The organism is Halorhodospira sp. 9621 (assembly GCF_022228055.1).
Lineage (GTDB): Bacteria > Pseudomonadota > Gammaproteobacteria > Nitrococcales > Halorhodospiraceae > Halorhodospira > Halorhodospira halophila_A.
In genome coordinates, this window is record NZ_JAJNRD010000001.1 from 207306 (window position 1) to 225974 (window position 18669).

At 67.9% G+C, this 18669-nt stretch carries 15 protein-coding genes; 5 read left to right on the forward strand and 10 right to left on the reverse strand.

From position 1 onward, the window contains the following. The first annotated feature begins 56 nt into the window (after positions 1-56). Complete coding sequence (pepN, locus tag LRF89_RS00945) at positions 57-2693, forward strand: aminopeptidase N (RefSeq protein ID WP_201243114.1); 2637 nt, start codon at positions 57-59, stop codon at positions 2691-2693. Positions 2694-2744: 51 nt separating this feature from the next. Continuing rightward, complete coding sequence (locus tag LRF89_RS00950; RefSeq protein WP_238632868.1) at positions 2745-4865, forward strand: carboxy terminal-processing peptidase; 2121 nt, start codon at positions 2745-2747, stop codon at positions 4863-4865. A gap of 39 nt (positions 4866-4904) precedes the next feature. On the opposite strand, the gene recJ is transcribed toward LRF89_RS00950, so the two are convergent. Genes recJ through alaC form a run of 5 tightly spaced genes read right to left on the reverse strand, consistent with a single transcriptional unit; the run spans position 4905 to position 11336 of the window. Next, positions 4905-6638 (reverse strand): single-stranded-DNA-specific exonuclease RecJ, encoded by a 1734-nt coding sequence (gene recJ, locus LRF89_RS00955; protein ID WP_201167657.1) that lies wholly within the window; start codon positions 6636-6638, stop codon positions 4905-4907. After that, a complete protein-coding gene (locus tag LRF89_RS00960) occupies positions 6631-7632 on the reverse strand; it encodes a hypothetical protein (RefSeq protein WP_238632870.1) in 1002 nt (333 codons plus the stop codon). Before LRF89_RS00960 ends, recJ begins: the two co-directional genes overlap by 8 nt. Beyond that, positions 7629-8768 carry a threonine synthase gene (gene thrC, locus LRF89_RS00965; RefSeq protein WP_201167663.1) on the reverse strand — a complete coding sequence of 380 codons (1140 nt, stop codon included), beginning with the start codon at positions 8766-8768 and terminating at the stop codon, positions 7629-7631. Before thrC ends, LRF89_RS00960 begins: the two co-directional genes overlap by 4 nt. Before the next feature lie 4 nt (positions 8769-8772). Further along, positions 8773-10083 (reverse strand): homoserine dehydrogenase, encoded by a 1311-nt coding sequence (locus tag LRF89_RS00970; RefSeq protein WP_201167665.1) that lies wholly within the window; start codon positions 10081-10083, stop codon positions 8773-8775. A 50-nt stretch (positions 10084-10133) separates the two neighbouring features. Then, on the reverse strand, positions 10134-11336 hold the full coding sequence (alaC, locus tag LRF89_RS00975) for an alanine transaminase (protein WP_238632872.1): 1203 nt from the start codon (positions 11334-11336) through the stop codon (positions 10134-10136). A gap of 101 nt (positions 11337-11437) precedes the next feature. Here alaC and LRF89_RS00980 point away from each other — a divergent pair, with 101 nt between their 5' ends. After that, positions 11438-11809 carry an Mth938-like domain-containing protein gene (locus LRF89_RS00980; protein WP_201167668.1) on the forward strand — a complete coding sequence of 124 codons (372 nt, stop codon included), beginning with the start codon at positions 11438-11440 and terminating at the stop codon, positions 11807-11809. On the opposite strand, the gene LRF89_RS00985 is transcribed toward LRF89_RS00980, so the two are convergent. Together LRF89_RS00985 and mazG are read right to left on the reverse strand one after the other, a co-directional pair. Then, positions 11806-13626, reverse strand: coding sequence for a diguanylate cyclase domain-containing protein (locus tag LRF89_RS00985; protein WP_201167684.1), 1821 nt, complete (start codon positions 13624-13626; stop codon positions 11806-11808). The two genes, LRF89_RS00980 and LRF89_RS00985, sit on opposite strands and share 4 nt — an antisense overlap. Positions 13627-13661: 35 nt before the next feature. Then, complete coding sequence (gene mazG, locus LRF89_RS00990) at positions 13662-14447, reverse strand: nucleoside triphosphate pyrophosphohydrolase (RefSeq protein ID WP_201167694.1); 786 nt, start codon at positions 14445-14447, stop codon at positions 13662-13664. A gap of 98 nt (positions 14448-14545) precedes the next feature. On the opposite strand from mazG, the gene LRF89_RS00995 reads away from it, so the two are divergent. Further along, positions 14546-15178 carry a TetR/AcrR family transcriptional regulator gene (locus LRF89_RS00995; RefSeq protein WP_238635269.1) on the forward strand — a complete coding sequence of 211 codons (633 nt, stop codon included), beginning with the start codon at positions 14546-14548 and terminating at the stop codon, positions 15176-15178. Positions 15179-15213: 35 nt separating this feature from the next. On the opposite strand, the gene LRF89_RS01000 is transcribed toward LRF89_RS00995, so the two are convergent. Further along, positions 15214-15840 (reverse strand): glutathione S-transferase N-terminal domain-containing protein, encoded by a 627-nt coding sequence (locus LRF89_RS01000; protein WP_238636448.1) that lies wholly within the window; start codon positions 15838-15840, stop codon positions 15214-15216. 107 nt (positions 15841-15947) lie between these two features. Between LRF89_RS01000 and ispG the strand changes: the two genes are divergently transcribed. After that, positions 15948-17189: a flavodoxin-dependent (E)-4-hydroxy-3-methylbut-2-enyl-diphosphate synthase gene (gene ispG / locus LRF89_RS01005; protein WP_201167702.1), complete on the forward strand. Its 1242-nt coding sequence runs from the start codon at positions 15948-15950 to the stop codon at positions 17187-17189. Between the two features lie 37 nt (positions 17190-17226). Here the strand turns inward: ispG and LRF89_RS01010 are convergent, their stop codons facing one another. Together LRF89_RS01010 and thiD are read right to left on the reverse strand one after the other, a co-directional pair. Then, on the reverse strand, positions 17227-17757 hold the full coding sequence (locus tag LRF89_RS01010) for an Rrf2 family transcriptional regulator (protein ID WP_201167705.1): 531 nt from the start codon (positions 17755-17757) through the stop codon (positions 17227-17229). A gap of 95 nt (positions 17758-17852) precedes the next feature. Further along, a complete protein-coding gene (gene thiD, locus LRF89_RS01015; protein WP_201167708.1) occupies positions 17853-18668 on the reverse strand; it encodes a bifunctional hydroxymethylpyrimidine kinase/phosphomethylpyrimidine kinase in 816 nt (271 codons plus the stop codon). Between the last annotated feature and the right edge of the window lies 1 nt (position 18669).

Genomic DNA, 18669 nt, shown 5'->3' on the forward strand with positions numbered 1-18669 from the left:
AGGTAAGCTGCTTATTCCACACCGATCACCTCGCTATATTCAACACGAGCGTCCCCATGAGTGCACCCCGACCGCAGACCATCCGCCTGCGCGACTATCGTCCGCCCGCCTTTCTGGTCGACCGGATCCACCTCCGCGTGGACCTCCATGCTGGCATGGCCCGCGTGGAGGCGGCGCTGGAGCTGCGCCGCAACCCTGCGGCCACCGACGATGAGGCGCCGCTGCGCCTGGACGCAGAGTTCCTGGAGCTGGAAGCGCTGACCGTCGACGGGGTCGAACTGGAGCCCAGCGCGCACCAGGATGAGCAGGGGGCGGTGATCCTCTATGATGCCCCCGAGCGCTGCCGCGTGGAGACCGTCAGCCGGTTCGATCCCGCGGCGAACACCGCCCTCTCCGGCCTTTACCGCTCCGGCAGCATGTTCTGCACTCAGTGTGAGGCGGAGGGGTTCCGGCGCATCACGCCCTACCCGGATCGCCCCGACGTCCTGGCGCCGTTCACCACCACCGTGGTCGCCGACCGCGCCACCTGCCCGGTGCTGCTGTCCAACGGCGACTGCATCGAACGGGGAGAACTTGACGACGGGCGCCACTACGCCATCTGGCACGACCCCTTCCCCAAGCCGTCCTACCTGTTCGCGTTGGTTGCCGGCGACTTGGCCTGTCAGGAAGCGTCCTTCGTAACCGCCTCGGGCCGCGAGGTAGCCCTCCATTTCTATGTGGAGCCAGAGAACACGGGGCGTACCGATCACGCTCTAGCTGCGCTGCAGCGAGCCATGCGCTGGGACGAGGAACACTACGGCCTAGAGTACGACCTGGATACCTACATGGTCGTCGCCGTGGGGGACTTCAACATGGGCGCGATGGAGAACAAGGGGTTGAACATCTTCAACACCCAGTTCGTCCTGGCCAGCCCCGACACCGCCACCGACAGCGACTACGAGAACATCGAGGCGGTCATCGGCCACGAGTACTTCCACAACTGGACGGGCAACCGCGTCACCTGTCGCGACTGGTTCCAGCTCTCGCTCAAGGAGGGGCTGACCGTCTTCCGCGAGCACCAGTTTGCCGAGACCACCGGCTCCGAGGCGGTCCAGCGCATTGGTCAGGTGCGCCTGCTTCGTACCGCCCAGTTCCCGGAGGACGCCGGGCCCATGAGCCACCCGGTCCGCCCGGATGCCTACGTGGAGATCAACAACTTTTACACGGCCACCGTCTACGCCAAGGGTGCCGAGGTCATCCGCATGTACCACACGCTGCTCGGCGACGACGCCTTCCGGCGCGGCGTGCGGCGCTACCTGGAACGCCACGACGGTGAGGCCGCCACCATCGAGGATTTCCTCGCCGCCATGGAGGAAACCGCCGGGGTCGATCTCCAGCAGTTCGCCCTGTGGTATACCCAGGCCGGCACCCCTGAGATCGAGATCGAGGACGACTACGACCCGGAGCGGAACGAGTACACCCTGATCTGCCGTCAATCCCTGCCCGGCAACTCGACCCAGCCGCACCGGGATCCCATGCACATCCCGCTGGCCGTGGGGCTAATCGGCCAGGACGGTTCGCCGCTAGCGGTCCGCGAGGCCCGGGACTCCACCGCACACAGTCGCACCCGCGTACTCGAACTGCGCGAGTCCGAACAGCGCTTCGTTTTCGAGGACTGCCCAGAGCGCCCCGTGCCCTCGCTGCTGCGCGGCTTCTCAGCGCCGGTCAAGCTGCACTACCCGTACAGCGACGACGACCTCGGCTTCCTGCTCGCCCATGACACCGACCCATTCGCGCGCTGGGAAGCGGGGCAACAGCTGGCCATGCGCGTTCTCCTCGACGAGGCGCGGGGCACCCCGCGGCCCGACGGGGTGGAGCGGCTCGAGCAGGCATTCCGCACCTCCCTCGAGGCGCCCGAAGCCGACCCCGCGCTGGTTGCCGAGGCACTCACCCTGCCCGCCGAGACCTACCTCGCCGAGCAGGTGGAGGTGGTCGACCCGCAGGCCATCCACGACGCCCGCCAGCGCGTCCGTGCCCGCCTGGGCGAGGCGCTGGAGGGGCACTGGCTGATCCTGCACAGCCAGGCGACAGGCCCCTGGCGCTACAACCCGGACGAAGCCGCCCGGCGCCGACTGCGCAACCTGGCCTTGAGCTATCTCCACGCCGGCTCGGAACGCCACCTGAGCCGGGCGCTGGAACAGCTCGAGCGCAGCGACAACCTCACGGACCGGCTGGCTGCCCTGGCTGTACTGGCGGACAGCTCGCGCCCGGAGGCCGAGCAGGCGGTGGACGCTTTCTACGAGCGCTGGTCCGGGGAACCGTTGGTGGTCGACAAGTGGTTCCGGACGCAGGCCCTGGCCGATCGACCGGAGACCGTCCACCGGGTGCGCCAGCTCGCCGAGCACCCGGACTTCACCCTGGAAAACCCCAATCGAGCCCGGGCCCTACTCGGTGCGTTCGCCCAGGGCAACCCGGCCCACTTTCACAGCCCAGACGGCAGCGGATACCGGCTGCTCAGCGATCACGTGCTGCGCCTGGACCGGAGCAATCCGCAGCTCGCCGCCCGGCTGCTGGCACCGCTGACACAGTGGCGCCGCTACGACCCCGGCCGGCGTCGCTCGATGCGCCAGCAACTCGAACGGATCCTTGAGCGCGATACGCTGTCGAAAGACGTATACGAGGTCGCTTCCAAAAGCCTGGGGGCGATGAGCTAAAGTGAGGTAACAAGCCTCGCGGCAACCGAATACTTGGATTGGAGGCGTATTTTGGCCCGAAGTCACCTGTTGTTGACCCCTGTGCTGGCACTCGGCCTGGCCCTGTTCTCCACGGCTCCGCTGCCGGGATCACCGGGTATACCGACGGCAGCTGCCGGCGAGAACGGCGTGGTGCCCGGCCAGACCGAGTTCGAAAAGGCACGCGTGGTTGCCGATCTGCTCCAGCGCTACCACTACGGCGGTCCCGAGTCCGACGAGAAGCTCATGGAGCAGGCCACCGAGACCTACCTGAAGCAGCTCGACCACGGCCGCTTCTTCCTCCTCGAGGAGGACGTCGAGGCGTTCCGCGAGCGCATGGGCGAACTCGGCCCCGGTCAGGGGGACGCGATCCTCGAGGCGGCCTACGATTTGCACGCCCGCTACCGTGAGCGCGTCGCGGAGCAGACCCAATTCGCCCTCGGGCTTCTCGAGGAGGGGTTCGACTTCGACGGCGACGGCCGCTTCGAGCAGGACCGCAGCGAGGCCGACTGGGCGGCCGATCGCGACGCCCTCGACGACCTCTGGCGCCAGCGGGTCACGCATGATGCCCTGACCCTGGAGCTGGCCGAGCGCAGCACCGAGGAGATCCGCGAGAACCTCGAGCGGCGCTACAACACCCTTCGTGACCGTGCCGTGGATGCCGACAACGAAGACATCATGGACCAGTTCCTGAGCGCCTGGGCAGGCGCCTACGACCCCCACAGCACATTCCTCTCGCCCCAGCGCTCGGAGGAATTCGACATGCAGATGTCGCTGCAGCTCGAGGGGATCGGCGCCAAGCTGACCATGGACCAGGACTTCACCGAGATCGTCGAACTCATCCCCGGCGGTCCGGCCGAGCAGTCCGGTGAGCTGCGCGAGGGCGAGCGCATCATCGGCGTCGCTGACGGCGACGACGGCGAGATGAAGGACGTGGTCGGCTGGCGGCTCGATGAGATCGTGGACATGATCCGCGGCCCCAAGGAGTCAGTGGTCCGGCTCAACGTCCTGCCGCCAGCCGGGGCCAGTGAGAGTTCACCGCGCGAGGTGCGGCTGGTCCGCAACAAGGTCGATCTGGAAGACCAGGCCGCCCGCAAGGAGGTCATCGAGAAGACCGACGCTCAGGGCGAGGAGCAGCGGGTCGGCGTGATCACCATCCCGAAGTTCTACCGGGACTTCGAGGCCGCGCACTCCGGGCAGGACGATTTCCGCAGCACCACGCGTGACGTCCAGCGCCTGCTTGGGGAGTTGCTCGAGGAGGGGATCGACGGCCTGCTGATCGACCTGCGCGGAAACTCCGGGGGGGCCCTGCGCGAGGCCACCGCCCTCACCGCCATGTTCACCGGCGGCGGACCGGCAGTGCAGGTTCGCGACGCCCGCGGCCACCCCGAGCAGGTTGGCGAATCCAGGGGCGAGCCGGCCTACGATGGGCCCCTGGGGGTGCTGGTCGATCGACGCAGCGCATCGGCTTCCGAGATCTTCGCCGCGGCCATTAAAGACTACGGACGGGGCATCGTCCTCGGCGACCAGACCTTCGGCAAGGGCACGGTGCAGCAGATGATCGGCCTGGACAATTACGCCATCCCCGGCGAGGAGCGTTCCGGGCAGCTCAAGCTGACTCTGGCCCAGTTTTACCGGGTCACCGGCGAGAGCACGCAGCTCGAGGGCGTCAAACCGGATATCCACCTGCCCTCGGAGTTCAGCCACGAGGAGTTCGGCGAGCGCGCCACCCGGAACCCGCTGCCGGCAACGGAGATCGCCGGGCTCGATGTCACGGTGCATTTCGAACTCGAGACAATCATCGACGAACTGGCCCGTCGCCACCAGACACGGATGGATCAGACCGAGACCTTCCGCGCCCTGGAGCGGGAGCTTGAGGCCAAGCGCGAGATACGGGAGGACACCTCGGTCGCCCTGAACAAGGCCACCCGGCAGGAGGAGCAGAAGGTACGCGAGGAGCGGTTGCTGGAGCTTCACAATGAGCGCCGCAAGGCCCACGGCAAGGAGCCGGTGGAGCGTTACGCGGATGTTGACGCGGATGAGCTGCCGGACGCCCTGCTCAATGCCAGCGCAGCGATCATCGCCGATTTTGCGCAGCTCCTGCGCGAAGCGGGCGACGAGGTCCTCACCGCGGAGGCCCGGGAAGAAGACTGAGACCGGAGCCGGGAGGCGGCCGGACGGCCCGCCTCCCGGTCAACCTGCGGTGGTTAGGTACTCGATGCGCAGCTGCAGGGTGACACTGCCACGAAACCGGTTGACCTCCGGGCGGTAGATCGCGCGAACCGGACCCTCCAGTTGGTTCCAACCCCGTTCGACCCCACCGAAGGCGATGGCCGGGACAGTGGGCCCATTGCCATGGTCAGCATCCAGCTCCAGCCGCAGGTGGCCACCGCGCAGTTCCCGGCTCTGACGGATCCGGAAAACGCCGTCAAAGCACGGCTCGGGGAACCCCTGGCCCCAGGGACCGCCGTAGCGCAGGGCCCAGGCCGTCTCCAGGTTGAGCTCCTCCGGTTGCAACTCGCCGTCGGTCTCCACACGCAGCTCGGGCAACTCACCACCCAGCGCCTCATCCAGCGCACCGGCGAACTCGCGGCGGAACGCATCCAGCTGCCCGGATTCGATGGTGAGTCCAGCGGCCATCGCGTGCCCGCCGAAACACTCGATCAGCTTTGGCGAACGCCCGTGGATGCGCGCCAATAGGTCGCGGATATGCAGCCCGGGCACCGAGCGCGCTGAGCCGCGCAGCATCCCCTGGTCTGCCGGAGCGAAAGCCACCGCCGGGCGGTGATAGCGCTCTTTCAACCTCGAAGCGAGGATCCCGGTCACCCCCTGGTGCCAGCCCTCCGCCGCCACGCACACGCCGAGGCCTACATCCTCGGCGCGGGCCTCGAGCCCGGCCAGTGCCTCCTCAGTCATCTGCGACTCCACCGCGCGGCGCTGACGATTCAGGTCATCCAGCGCGACCGCCCGCTCCCGGGCTCGATGCGGATCTTCCTCGAGCAGGCACTCGACCCCGGCGGTCATGTCGTCCATGCGCCCGGCTGCATTCAGGCGCGGCCCGACGGCGAAAGCCAGATCGGCCGCCGTCGCCTCGGCAGGCTCGCGGCCGGCCTGCTCCAGCAGCGCGACGATGCCGGGACGGGCAACACCGGCGCGGATCCGGCGCAGTCCCTGCTCGACGAGGATGCGGTTGTTGTGATCTAACGGAACCAGGTCTGCCACGGTCCCCACGGCGACCAGATCCAGCAGCCCCAGCAGCGAGACCGGTTCCTCGCGGAGCCACCCGTCCGCCGCAAGGCCACGCTGCAGCGCCAGAGCCAGGTAGAAAGCCACGCCCACCCCGGCCAGGGCCGTACTCGGGAAGTGGTCGTCATCGCGTAGCGGATCCACAACCGCCTCGGCGGCCGGCAACGCTGCGCCGGGCGCGTGGTGATCAGTCACCACCACGCCCATGCCCGCCTGGTGTGCCGCAGCGACCCCCTCCAGACTGCTGACGCCGTTATCCACCGTCACCAGCCAGGCCGGCTCCGTGGGGCGCAGCCGTTCGACGACGGCCGCGCTCAAGCCGTAGCCCAGCGAGAACCGATCCGGAACGAAAGACTGGACGGCCGTCGGATCACCGCCAGCCGCCGCAGCGAGACGTCGGAGCGCAAGGACCATGAGCGCGGTCGCTGTCGCCCCGTCGGCATCGTAATCGCCGACGACCACGATGCGCTGGCCCCGGCTCAGGGCCGGAACCAGCGCAGCCACCGCACGGTCCAGATCGGCCATGCCGGTCGGCGGTTGCAGCCGCCGCAGGCTCAGATCCAGCTCCGCGGCATCGCGTAGGCCGCGGCGCTGATAGACCCGCCGCAGGACCGGGTGCAGGTCCTGCGCAACGCCGTCCGGAAGTGCACCCGCCGGACGCCGCCGGATGCGCTCAGGCATCCTCGCCGCCCTCCCGGACCCAGGCGCCGAGGGGCCGGGGCCGGCGCCAGAACCGACGCAGCTCCCGCCGTCCCAAAGTGACACCGTGGTCATCGGCCCCAAAACACAGTTCCAGCGCATCCCAGCGCGACCCCTGCGCAGCGGCCTCGCGCAGCGCCACCAGCGCCGGCGCGGCGATCGCGCGCTCAACCGCCGCCACGGCGTCGATCCACGCCGCCCCATCATCCACGGCCAGCGCCTGCTCCGCCCAAGGGACCGCGACCAGCGTATCCGGCCCCGGGAGGATGGGCGTCGATCCAGCCAGATCCGCCACCTCGGCCCCAGCCAGCACCCCGAGCCCCAACCAGGCCGGATCGTCGCTGAACAGGCGCTGCCAGGGAAACGACGCCGGGGGCGTAGGGCACCGCCCGCTACCCCACGCCCACAGGGCGTTGATGGGCGGCTCGCCGCGCTCTTCCCGATCGCGGTTGACCGGGTGGTCACACAGGGCCATCTCGACTTCGTTGAAGAGCGTCGCCCACCTCAGGGCGTCGCCTCCCCGCGGCAGGTAGGCGTCGATGAAACGGCCGCAGACTTGTTCCGGTGCGGGACGTTCCGGCAGCGGCGCCTGGCTCTGCAAGTACCAACGCCCGGCGGATGTCCGGTGCAGCTGCACGCGCCGTCCGGCCAGCAGATCGGCCAGATCGGTCTCCAGCCGCGCGGCCTCGAACTCGTTGATCGCGACCTGCACCAGGCGCACACCCGCTGCCTCCGGGCGCAGGTGCAATGGCTGCGCACGGCTCCAGTAAGCCTCACAGCCCGGATCCCCGCCGTCGGCCAGCCATCCCAGGGCACCGGCCGCCTCGGGCACCGGCGACGGCGTCAACGGGCCGTGCCGGCCCCGGGCCAGCCAGGTCTCCAGCGCCGGCTGGCGTGCCAGCACCCCGGGAGGCAGCCGCCCGGGAAGCGGCCCGAGCAGCCCCGGAATCCGCAAGCGTAAACGGTGGGCGTTCAAAGCCGCTTCAGAATGGCCTCGCGGACGGCCTCATAGTCGGCATCCACGGTCTGCACCGCATCCCCGGCCTGGGCGCTGGCCACATCCGGGTCCTTGAGGCCATGCCCGGTCAGGGTACAGACCACCGTGCTGCCCTCGGGGATGCGGCCGCTGCGGATATCGCGCATGGCCCCCGCCACCGAGGTCGCCGAGGCCGGCTCGCAGAACACACCCTCATGATCGGCGAGCATCCGCTGCGCCCGGAGGATCTCCTCGTCACTGAGTTCATCGAACCACCCACCGGACTCCTCGCGAACGGCCTGGGCGTAATCCCACGACTGCGGATCGCCGATGCGGATGGCCGTCGCCACGGTTTCGGGCTCAGCCACTGGCCCGCCCCGCAGGAAAGGTGCGCTGCCGCTCGCCTGGTAGCCGACCATGCGCGGGCGCCGATCCACCAGTGCGGACGCGTAACGACAATGCCCCTCGCAGAAGGCGCAGGCAGCGGTCAGCTGCTCGTCACCCTTGCGTCCGGCGCACTCGCTGTAGCCGATCCAGTGGGCCGTGATGTTGCCGGCGTTGCCCACGGGCAGGCAGTGGTAGTCCGGGGCGCGTTCAAGCTCCTCGATCACTTCGAAGGCCGCCGTCTTCTGACCCTGCAGCCGATACGGGTTGATGGAGTTGACGATGGTCAGCGGCGCGTGCTCGGCCAGCTCCTTGACGAGGCGCATGCCGGCGTCGAAATTGCCGCGGATCTGCAGCACCTGCGCACCGTGCATGATCGCCTGGGCCAGCTTACCCATGGCGATCTTGCCATCGGGAATAAGCACGAAACAGCTGATCCCGGCGCGGGCCGCATAGGCCGCGGCCGAGGCCGAGGTGTTGCCGGTCGAGGCGCAAATGATCGCCTTGGCCCCCTGCTCGACCGCCTTCGTGACCGCCATGGTCATGCCGCGGTCCTTGAACGAGCCGGTGGGGTTCAGGCCCTCGAACTTGACGTAGAGGTCCACGTCGCGGCCGAGCTCCGCCGGGATCCGCGTCAGCTGGATCAGCGGCGTATTGCCCTCGCCCAGCCCGAGAATCCGGGCATCATCGCTGATCGGTAGCCGATCCAGATACTTGGCGATCAGTCCAGTGTAGCGGGGTCGGAAGGGCATGCTCTCACTCCAGGCTCTCGACACGGATGCGCACGACGCGTCCATCGACCTGCTCCAGGTGCTCCAGGCGTTCGATGGCCGCGTCCATGTGACGCTCATGGATACGGTGGGTCAGCAGGATGATCGGGACGTGATCGGCCCCGGCCTGCGGCTGTTTCTGGATGATGGCCTCGATGGAGATCCCGAAATCCCCGAGCACGCGGGTGACGTCGGCCAGCACGCCGGGCTCGTCCCGCGCCGAGAGCCGTAGGTAGTAGGCCGTCTCGACGTCGCGCATGGGCAGCACCGGCTCCCGCGAGAGGGACTCGGTATGGAACGCCAGATAAGGCACCCGGTTCTCGGGCTCCAGGTTGAACTCGCGCACCACGTCGATCATATCGGCCACCACCGCCGAGGCGGTCGGCTCGGCGCCGGCACCGGCGCCGTAGTAGAGCGTCGGCCCGACGGCGTCGCCCTTGACCATGACGGCGTTCATGACGCCGTCGACGTTGGCCAGCATGTGCCGTCGCGGCAGAAGCGTCGGGTGCACGCGCAGCGCGTAGCCGTTCTCCTCATGGAAGGCCAGGCCCAGGTGCTTAATCCGGAAACCCAGCTCCTCGGCGAAGGCCACGTCCTCGCGCGTGATATGATCGATGCCCTCGACATAGACCTTGTCGTACTGCAGCGGGATGCCGAAGGCGATGGAGGCCAGGATGGTCAGCTTGTGGGCGGCGTCGGTGCCGTCGACATCGAAGCTCGGGTCCGCCTCGGCGTAGCCCAGGCGCTGCGCCTCGGCGAGGACGTCTCCGAAATCCCGGCCCTCGTAGAACATCTCGGTGAGGATGTAGTTCGAGGTCCCGTTGATGATCCCCGCGAGCCACTCGATGCGGTTACCGGTCAGCGCCTCGCGCACGGCCTTGATGATCGGGATGCCGCCGGCCACCGCTGCCTCGAAGGCCACCGTAACACCGTTCTCCCGCGCCCGGGCGAAGATCTCGTTGCCGTGGGAGGCGATCAGCGCCTTATTGGCGGTAATAACGTGCTTGCCGTTGTCCAACGCACGCAGCACCAGCTCCCGGGCCGGCTCGTAGCCGCCGATCAGCTCGGCGATGATCTCCACTTCCGGGTCGTCGACCACCTCGAACGGATCGGTGGTCAGGCGGATCCCCTCCAGGCGGCAGCTGCGCGGGCGCTCCGGATGGCGCGCCGAGGCGTGGGTAACGCGGATCTCGCGCCCGGCGCGCCGGCTGATCACATCGGCATTGCGCTCGAGGATATTGACCACCCCCGAACCCACGGTACCGAGGCCGAGCATCCCCACATTAACCGGTTTCAATCCTCACCTCCGAATCTGAGCGGTTCCAGCCCGCCGCGCAGGGCGCGGGCTCAGCAAGCATCATCACGCCGCAGCATCTGTTTGATGCCGCGAATCGCCTGACGCGTGCGGTGTTCGTTCTCGATCAACGAGAAACGGACATACTCATCGCCGTAACTGCCGAAGCCGATCCCTGGGGAGACCGCCACCTTGGCATCGGCCAGCAGCTTCTTCGAGAACTCCAGCGAGCCCATCTCCCGATACGCCTCGGGGATACGGGCCCAGACAAACATGGTCGCCTTCGGCCTTTCCACGGGCCATCCGGCCGCCTCCAGCCCATCACAGAGGACATCGCGCCGGGCCCGGTACATCTCGCGGATCTCCTCGACGCAGTCTTGCGGCCCCTCCAGCGCCAGGATGCCGGCGACCTGGATGGGCGTGAACATACCGTAATCCAGGTACGACTTCATCCGTGCCAGGGCGGCGATCAAGTCCGGATTCCCGCAGACGAACCCGATCCGCCAGCCGGGCATATTGTAAGTCTTGGACAGGGAGTAACACTCCACCGCCACGTCCTTGGCACCCGGCACCTGCAGGATCGACGGGGCCTTGTAGCCGTCGAAGACGATCTCGGCGTAGGCCAGATCCTGCACGACCCAGATGCCCTCCTTGCGGGCGATCTCGACCACTTTCTCGAAGAAGTCCAGCTCGACACACTGCGCCGTCGGGTTCGACGGGAAGTTGAGGATGAGCATCTTGGGCTTGGGGTAGGTATCCCGGATCGCCTTCTCGAGCTCCACGAAGAAGTCCCCGCCCGGGATCATGGGCACGTGGCGGATATCCGCTCCGGCGATCACGACGCCGTAGGGGTGGATCGGGTAGGCGGGGTTGGGCACCAGCACGGCGTCCCCCGGCCCCAGAGTGGCCAGGGCCAGGTGGGCCAGGCCTTCTTTGGAGCCGATGGTGACAATGGCCTCGCTCTCCGGGTCGAGGTGCACATCGAAGTTCTGGGCGTACCAGTTAGCCACCGCCCGACGCAGTCGCGGGATCCCCCGCGACATCGAATACCGGTGCGTGTCGGGTCGCTGGGCAGCCTCGCAGAGCTTGTCCACGATATGCTGGGGCGTCGGCTGGTCGGGATTGCCCATCCCGAAATCCACGATATCCTCGCCCCGCTGGCGTGCGGCCGCCTTGAGTTCGTTGACGATGTTGAAGACGTACGGAGGCAGCCGCTTGATCCGAGGGAAGTCGGCTTTCGGCAGATCGGAGTCCACGGGCGAACCTCAAGGAATGCAGTGTAGGGACCGGGGGCAATGAAGCCTGTGAACGTACTCACCCGGGGCAGGACTGTCAAACGAGATCGAGGCTTGAGCCCATGAAACTCGCCCAAGATCACGGCAATGCCGGTTACCGGATCCGCGCCTTCGAACCGGGCTGGATCCGCATCAATCAGACCGAGTACCAGACCAGCGTCCTGGTGACACCGACCTTGCTGAGCACGGATATCCGCGCCGAGCGCCTGGAGGAACTCACCCTCGCCGACCTGCAGCCGGCCATCGACCTGGAACCGGAGCTGATCCTGCTCGGCACCGGAAGTGAGCAGTCCTTCCCCGATCGCGAGCTGATGCGGGCGCTGATCGGCTCCGGGATCGGTTTTGAAGCCATGGATACCCGCGCCGCCTGCAGGACATTCAACCTCCTCCTCGGCGAGGACCGCTCGGTCGCCGCGGTGCTCCTGCTGCGCTAGTCCGCTGTATACGGTCCGGCCAGGGGCGCCCCGAAGGCGTAGGTACTGCACGAGCGATCGGCCTTAGCGGCGTACATGGCGTCATCGGCGACGCGCTGGAGCTCGTCCGCCGAGCTTCCGTGCTCGGGATACAGGGCAATGCCAATGCTCAGCGAGACCGGGAAAGCCAAGCCGTTGACGGTCACCGGCTCGTCGAGGCTGGCGACGATGTTGTCGGCCACCCGCTCGGCGGCGCGCCGGCTGTCCACGCCCTCGAGCAGGATGACGAACTCGTCGCCACCGTGGCGGGCCACCGTGTCCACCTCCCGCACAGCACCGGTCAGGCGCGTGGCCAACTCTTGGAGGACCCGGTCTCCGACCTCGTGGCCGTGCTCGTCATTGATCGGCTTAAAGTGGTTCAGATCGATGAACAACAGCGCCACCGACTCGCGGTTGCGCCGCGCCCACTCCAGCGCCTTCTCCAGGCGATCGAGCAGCAGCGCCCGGTTGGCCAGACCGGTGAGGTGGTCGTGCAGGGCCATATGTCGCATCTGCTCTTGGCTCCGCTCGGCCTCAGCCAACGCCTGCATCCTCTCGGTGACGTTGTAGGCGAGCCACAGCACCGAGGGGCGCGCCTCCAGCCCAGGCGGCAGCGGGTAGATCCGCGCCTCGAACCACTGGCGCCCGCGCGGTCCGTGCTCGCCGCCGCCCTCGACCTCATCCATATCGAGTTCGTAGTCCAGCGTCACCAGCCGCCGCTCGGCCAGTGCCTGCTGGATGCTCTCAAGAAAGCTCTCGGCCAGCTCGAAGCGCAGCACCTGATGCAGCCGCCGCCCGACCAGGTTGCGCAAATCCCGGTAAAGGCGCCGCTCCTGCCCGCCGAAAACCTCCCGGAACTGCCCACGATCATCAATCACGAACCCCAGATCGGGGATGGTGGCCATGATGGCCTCAAGCCGATTCTTGAGAAAGCGCAGCCACAGGGCCTGGCGAGCCACCACACCGCCTAGCAGGGCCAGCATCACGCCGCCGCCGGCCCAGACCCACCACCACCAGGCCGGCAACGAGGCCTTCGCCTGCCATCCGCCCTCGGGAATAGCCGCCAGCTGCCAGCTGGATGCCCCGAACGTGATATCCATGCGCACCGGATTCCGCTCGAAGACAAGCGGTTCGCCGAAAAAGACGCCGCCCTTCCGGCCGAGCCCGTCCCGCCCGCGCAGGGCAATCTGCAAACCGGATTGCTCGATCTCCCGCAACCCGGCAGCACGGTAGAAGCTGTCGAGATCCAGCGGGACACTGGCCACCCCCCAGTAGCGCCCATCATCCTCATGGACTGGAACGCGCACGATCAGCGCCTCGCCCCCCTGGACCAGCTCCGTCGGACCAGCAACCACCGGGGCGCTGGTGGCCATGACGCGCTGGAGACTGGGACTCTGGGCCGGATGCTCGCTGATATCCAGGCCCAGGGCCCGGACGTTGCTGGCCAGCGGGTAGACGTAGCGGATCACATTGTCCGGGGCCAGCGTGATATTGCGGATGTGAAACTCGGGGCGCATCATCCGCTGCGCGATCGCGGCGAATCGCCGCCCGTCGATCTCGGGATCCGCCCCTACTAGGACGCCCAGCCCCGTGACCAGCGACACGGAGGCGTTCAGCTCCCCCTCAATCCGTCCCCGCAGCGCCGAAGCCTCCTCGGTCACCTGCGAGCGCGCCTGCTCCAGGCGATACTCCTCCAGCCAGTGCGCGAGCACGCCGGCAAGGATCAAAACGGCGACGAAGACCCCGAGGGCGAGCAGGAGCGGGACGACCCGGCTAAGCCCCTGCACTGCCGGCGGCATACGCCGCTCCCTCCCTGGATCTGCCGCCGACCCGGTCACGTTCCCCCTTCCCTCCCCTTCGTCCTCTGCCAAGCCGCCTCCAGGGCATCGATCGACTGCGCCCCGAGGGTTTCACCACGCGCGGCGAACTCCGCCTCCACGCCACGAAAGCGCGCCTCGAAACGCTGACCGGCACGACGCAGGGCCGTTTCCGGATCGACGTCGAGATGGCGCGCCAAATTGACTACGGCAAAAAGCAGATCGCCGACCTCGGCCTCGCGACGCTCGGGGCTCCCGTCCACCTCGGCCTCCGCTTCGGCCAGCTCTTCACGGATCTTCGCAGCCGCGCCCCGGTAGTCCGGCCAGTCGAACCCTACCCGCGCCGCCCGGCGCTGGAGCTTGGTGGCCCGAGCCAAGGCCGGCAGTGCCGTCGCCACCCCATCGAGGGCGCTGTCGCCTTCGCCCCGATGCTCACGTTCCTGCTCCTTGATCGCCTCCCAATGATGGGTCACGGATTCCGGTTCAGCCACCCGCGCAGCCCCAAAGACATGCGGATGCCGGCGGATGAGCTTCGCCTCGAGCGTCTCGGCCACCGACTCCAGGTCGAAGTGCCCGCCTTCCTCGCCCATGCGCGCGTGGAAGACGACCTGCAGCAGCAGGTCACCGAGTTCATCCCGCAGCGCATCCATGTCGCCGCGCTCGATCGCATCGAAGACCTCGTAAGCTTCCTCGACGGTATGCGGCGCGATAGAGTGGAAATCCTGCTCCACGTCCCAGGGACACCCGCGCTCGGGGTCCCGCAGGCGCTCCATGATCTGCAGCAGGCGGTCGACGGCTTGCACGGGGGCACCTCCTCACTTCCACGTTTCCCGGCAGATTTGACAGGGTTAAACCGGCCAACTTAATTTGAGCAGGTTAACCAGCCAATTGCGGGATGGCCATGGAGAAGACCAGACCCGGTTTGACCCAGGGGGTGGGGCCGGCCACGGAGCGCGGCGAGCGCACGCGCCGCAACCTGCTCGCCGCCGCCGAGGTGGAGTTCGGCGAGAAGGGCTTTCACAACGCATCGATCAGCAGCATCACCCAGCGCGCCGGGGTGGCCCAGGGGACGTTCTACCTCTACTACCGCTCCAAGGAGGAGATCTTCCGCGCGCTGGTCGAGCACATGAACCGCACCATGCGCCGCTATCTCAGCGAAGCCATCGAGGGCGCGGCAAACCGTGCCGAAGCTGAGCGCATCGGCCTGGAGGCGTTCCTACGCTTTTGCCGCGAGCACGAAAACCTTTACCGGATCGTGATGGAGTCGCAGTTCGTCGATCCGGAAGCGCATCGGTGGTACTTCCAGACCCTGGCAGGAGGCTACGCCGAGCGCCTCGAGGCAGCACAGGCCCGCGGCGAAGTCCGCCGCGGGGATCCCTACACCCAGGCACTGGCGCTGATCGGGATCGCATTCTTCATGGGCAAACGCCACCTGATCTGGAGCGAGGACGGCACCCCCGAGAGCGATGTCCTGGCAGCAGCCACGGAGATCATCCAGCACGGGATCACCCCGGACCCGGGTAAACAACCTTAGCGCGGCCCACCCGGGCCGCGCCCCGGGGCCCCAGCCTACTGCTGCCTAAGCACCGCCATCCCCCGCTCCACCGCAGGGCGCTCGCCGATCTCATCCGACCAGCGCAGCACGTTGGGGAAGTCGCCCATGCGCTGCCCCAGGCGCTCGGCCACCTGAACCCACGGATAGGTCGCCATGTCGGCGATGCTGTAGGCCGCCCCACCCAGATAGGGCACCTCGCCCAACCGACGGTCCAGAACCCCGAGCAAGCGCTCCGTTTCCTGGGTGTAGCGCTCGATGCCGTAATCCACCCGCTCCGGCGCCTGGTTGCGGAAGTGGCCCGCCTGACCGAACATCGGTCCGACGCCACCCATCTGGAACATCAGCCACTCGATCACGCGCATCCGCGCGGCCGGATCCGTCGGCAGAAACCGCCCGCTCTTCTCCGCCAGATAGATGAGGATCGCCCCGGACTCGAACACGGAGAACGGCTGCCCGCCGGGCCCCTCGCTATCGACGATCGCCGGTATGCGGCCGTTCGGGCTGATGCGCTGGAACTGCTCGGCAAACTGCTCGCCCTTGCCGATATCCACACCGTGGACCCGGTACGCGAGCCCCATCTCCTCGAGGGCGATGTGCACTTTCTGTCCGTTGGGGGTTGGCCAGCTGTAGAGTTCGATCATGGTGCCTCCCAGGTTCGTGTCGCCACGGCGGGGACACCGCGGCCTTTTGGCATCGTAAAAGACGAATGTTTTCCGGGTCGACGACGGATTGGGCTACAATACCGGCCATGGATGCAGAAACCCGTCCCCTGGAAGCCGAGCCGGCGCCCCGGCGCCGCAGTCGAACCGTCCGCATCGGTGACCTGAGCATCGGTGGCGATGGACCGATCGTGGTCCAGTCGATGACCGACACCGACACCGCTGACGAGGTGAGCACCGCGGTCCAGGCCGCCGATCTGGCCCGGGCCGGATCGGAGCTCGTGCGGGTCACCATCAACAACGAGGAGGCCGCCGCGGCCGTGCCGCGCATCCGCGAGCGCCTCGCCCGTATGGGGGCCGAGGTACCGCTTGTCGGCGACTTCCACTTCAACGGGCACAAGCTGTTGCGCCGCCACCCGGAGTGCGCTGAGGCCCTTGCCAAGATGCGCATCAACCCCGGCAACGTCGGCAAAGGGAGCCGACGCGACCCGCAGTTCGCCGAGATGATCGAGATCGCCTGCACCTACGACCTGCCTGTGCGGATCGGCGTCAACTGGGGAAGCCTCGACGACAGCGTCCTCACCCGGCTGATGGACGCCAATGCGGCGCGAACGGAGCCGCTGCCGCCGGAGACCGTCATGCGCGATGCGGTGGTCACCTCGGCGGTGGAGAGCGCGCAACGCGCCGAGGAGCTGGGCCTGCCCGGTGATCGCATCGTGCTCTCCTGCAAGATGAGCGGCGTCCAGGATCTGGTGGCGGTCTACCGCGACCTCGCCCGGCGCTGCGATTACCCCCTCCACTTGGGCCTGACCGAGGCCGGCATGGGGGTGCCCGGCGTAGTCGCCTCCTCGGCGGCCCTGGCCATCCTGCTCCAAGAGGGGATCGGCGACACCATCCGCGTCTCGCTCACGCCGGATCCCGGAGGCGCCCGAACCCGCGAGGTCGAGGTAGCGCAGCAGGTGTTGCAGAGCATGGGGCTGCGCGATTTCACGCCGCGGGTCACGGCCTGCCCCGGCTGCGGCCGCACATCCAGCGACTTCTTCCAGCGTCTCGCCGAGCACATCCGCAGCCATATCGATGCCCGCATGCCGGAGTGGCGCGAACGCTACCCCGGTGTCGAGGGGCTGCGCATCGCGGTGATGGGTTGCGTGGTCAATGGCCCCGGCGAGAGCCGCCACGCCGATATCGGCATCAGCCTGCCGGGCGCCGGCGAGCAGCCCTCGGCCCCAGTCTTCATCGACGGCGAGCGCTCCGTGACCCTCAAAGGGGAGCGCATCGCCGAAGAGTTCGAGCAGATCGTCGAATCCTACGTCGAGCAGCGTTTCGGCTGACCGCCCCGGGGGACCCCCCCCCCCGGCGGAGGCGGTCCTACCGCGCCCGTCGGGAACGTCCCGCCCGATGACCGGCATGCTTCGGGCCCCGCTCGGTGAGCACGCCGCACACCTCGCACCGCCACGGACCGGTTCGATACTGCCGCGCAAGCCACTCCCGCGCCGCCGGACGCTCCACCAGATCGGCCACGGTGAGCCGCTCCATGAAGTGGGCAATATCCGCCATCAGCCGGCTCCAGACCGCACCCTCAAGCGCGCTGCGGTAGTGGGTTCCGGCCTCGCGCCGCTCCACCGCCGCGATGATCTCCGCCACCGTCACCTCAGTCGCCGGACGGGCCAGCCGGTACCCGCCCCCCGGCCCGGGGATGCCCTCGATGATCCCGTGTGGCCGCAGATCGGCGAAGATCTGATCCACGTAGGAGGTGGAGATATTCTGACAGACCGAGATCTCGGCCAGCGGGACCGGGCCGATCTCGTCGTGGAGCGCGATGTGCAGCACTGCGCCAACGGCGTAGCGACCACGGGCGGTAACCTGCACCAGGGTGTTCGGATCGGCGTTCGCGTACATGGCACAGCCCTCACGGTTTTGAGCGATTCTATTGTGGACCATTCTAGTCCATTTTTCGTTCTGTGCCAATTTGCCGCATCACGCCACCCCCTCAATCAATAAGGGGGCACATTGAAGGCGTGGTTCACCGGCCCCGCCCCGGATCCAAGGCCGCGGGCCGTGCGCAGGGCTTCCTGGAGGTAGTCCCGGGCGCGGGCGACGGCATCGGCCATAGGCAGCTCCCGGGCGACCCCGGCAGCGATGGCGCTCGCCAGGGTGCACCCGGTGCCATGGTTGGAGGTCGTGTCGATCCGTCGGCTACGAAAGCACATCTCGCCGTCCGGCGTAGCCAGGCAATCGATAACCTCTTCACCGGCCGCATGCCCGCCCTTGACCAGGACCGCTCCGGGGCCGAAACCGCGCAGGGCTCGGGCCGCCTCCCGCAGGCCGGCCTCGGTGCCCGGCACGGATCGGCCGAGTAGTACCTCCGCCTCGGGCAGATTGGGGGTGAGGAGGGTTGCCCGTGGCAGCAGCACATCGCCGAGCCGCTCGGCGGCCGCTTCGGCCAGGAGTCGATCGCCACTCTGGGCGACCATCACCGGGTCCACCACCAGCGGCACGCCGGGCGCCAGGGCGTCGAGTTCGGCGGCCACCGCATCGATGACCGCAGTGTCGTGGAGCATGCCCGTTTTCACGCAGTCGGCACCGATGTCGGCGAGGACCGAGCGCATCTGAGCAGCCACAAAACCGGGCGGGATCGTGTGCACATCCTGGACACCCCGGGTGTTCTGCGCCGTCAGCGCGGTAATCGCCGTGCTGCAGTAGCCGCCGAGCGCCATCACCGCCTTCAGGTCCGCCTGAATGCCGGCCCCGCCCCCGGAGTCGGAACCCGCCACCACCAGCACCCGCGCGTTACCGAATCGATCCGTCATG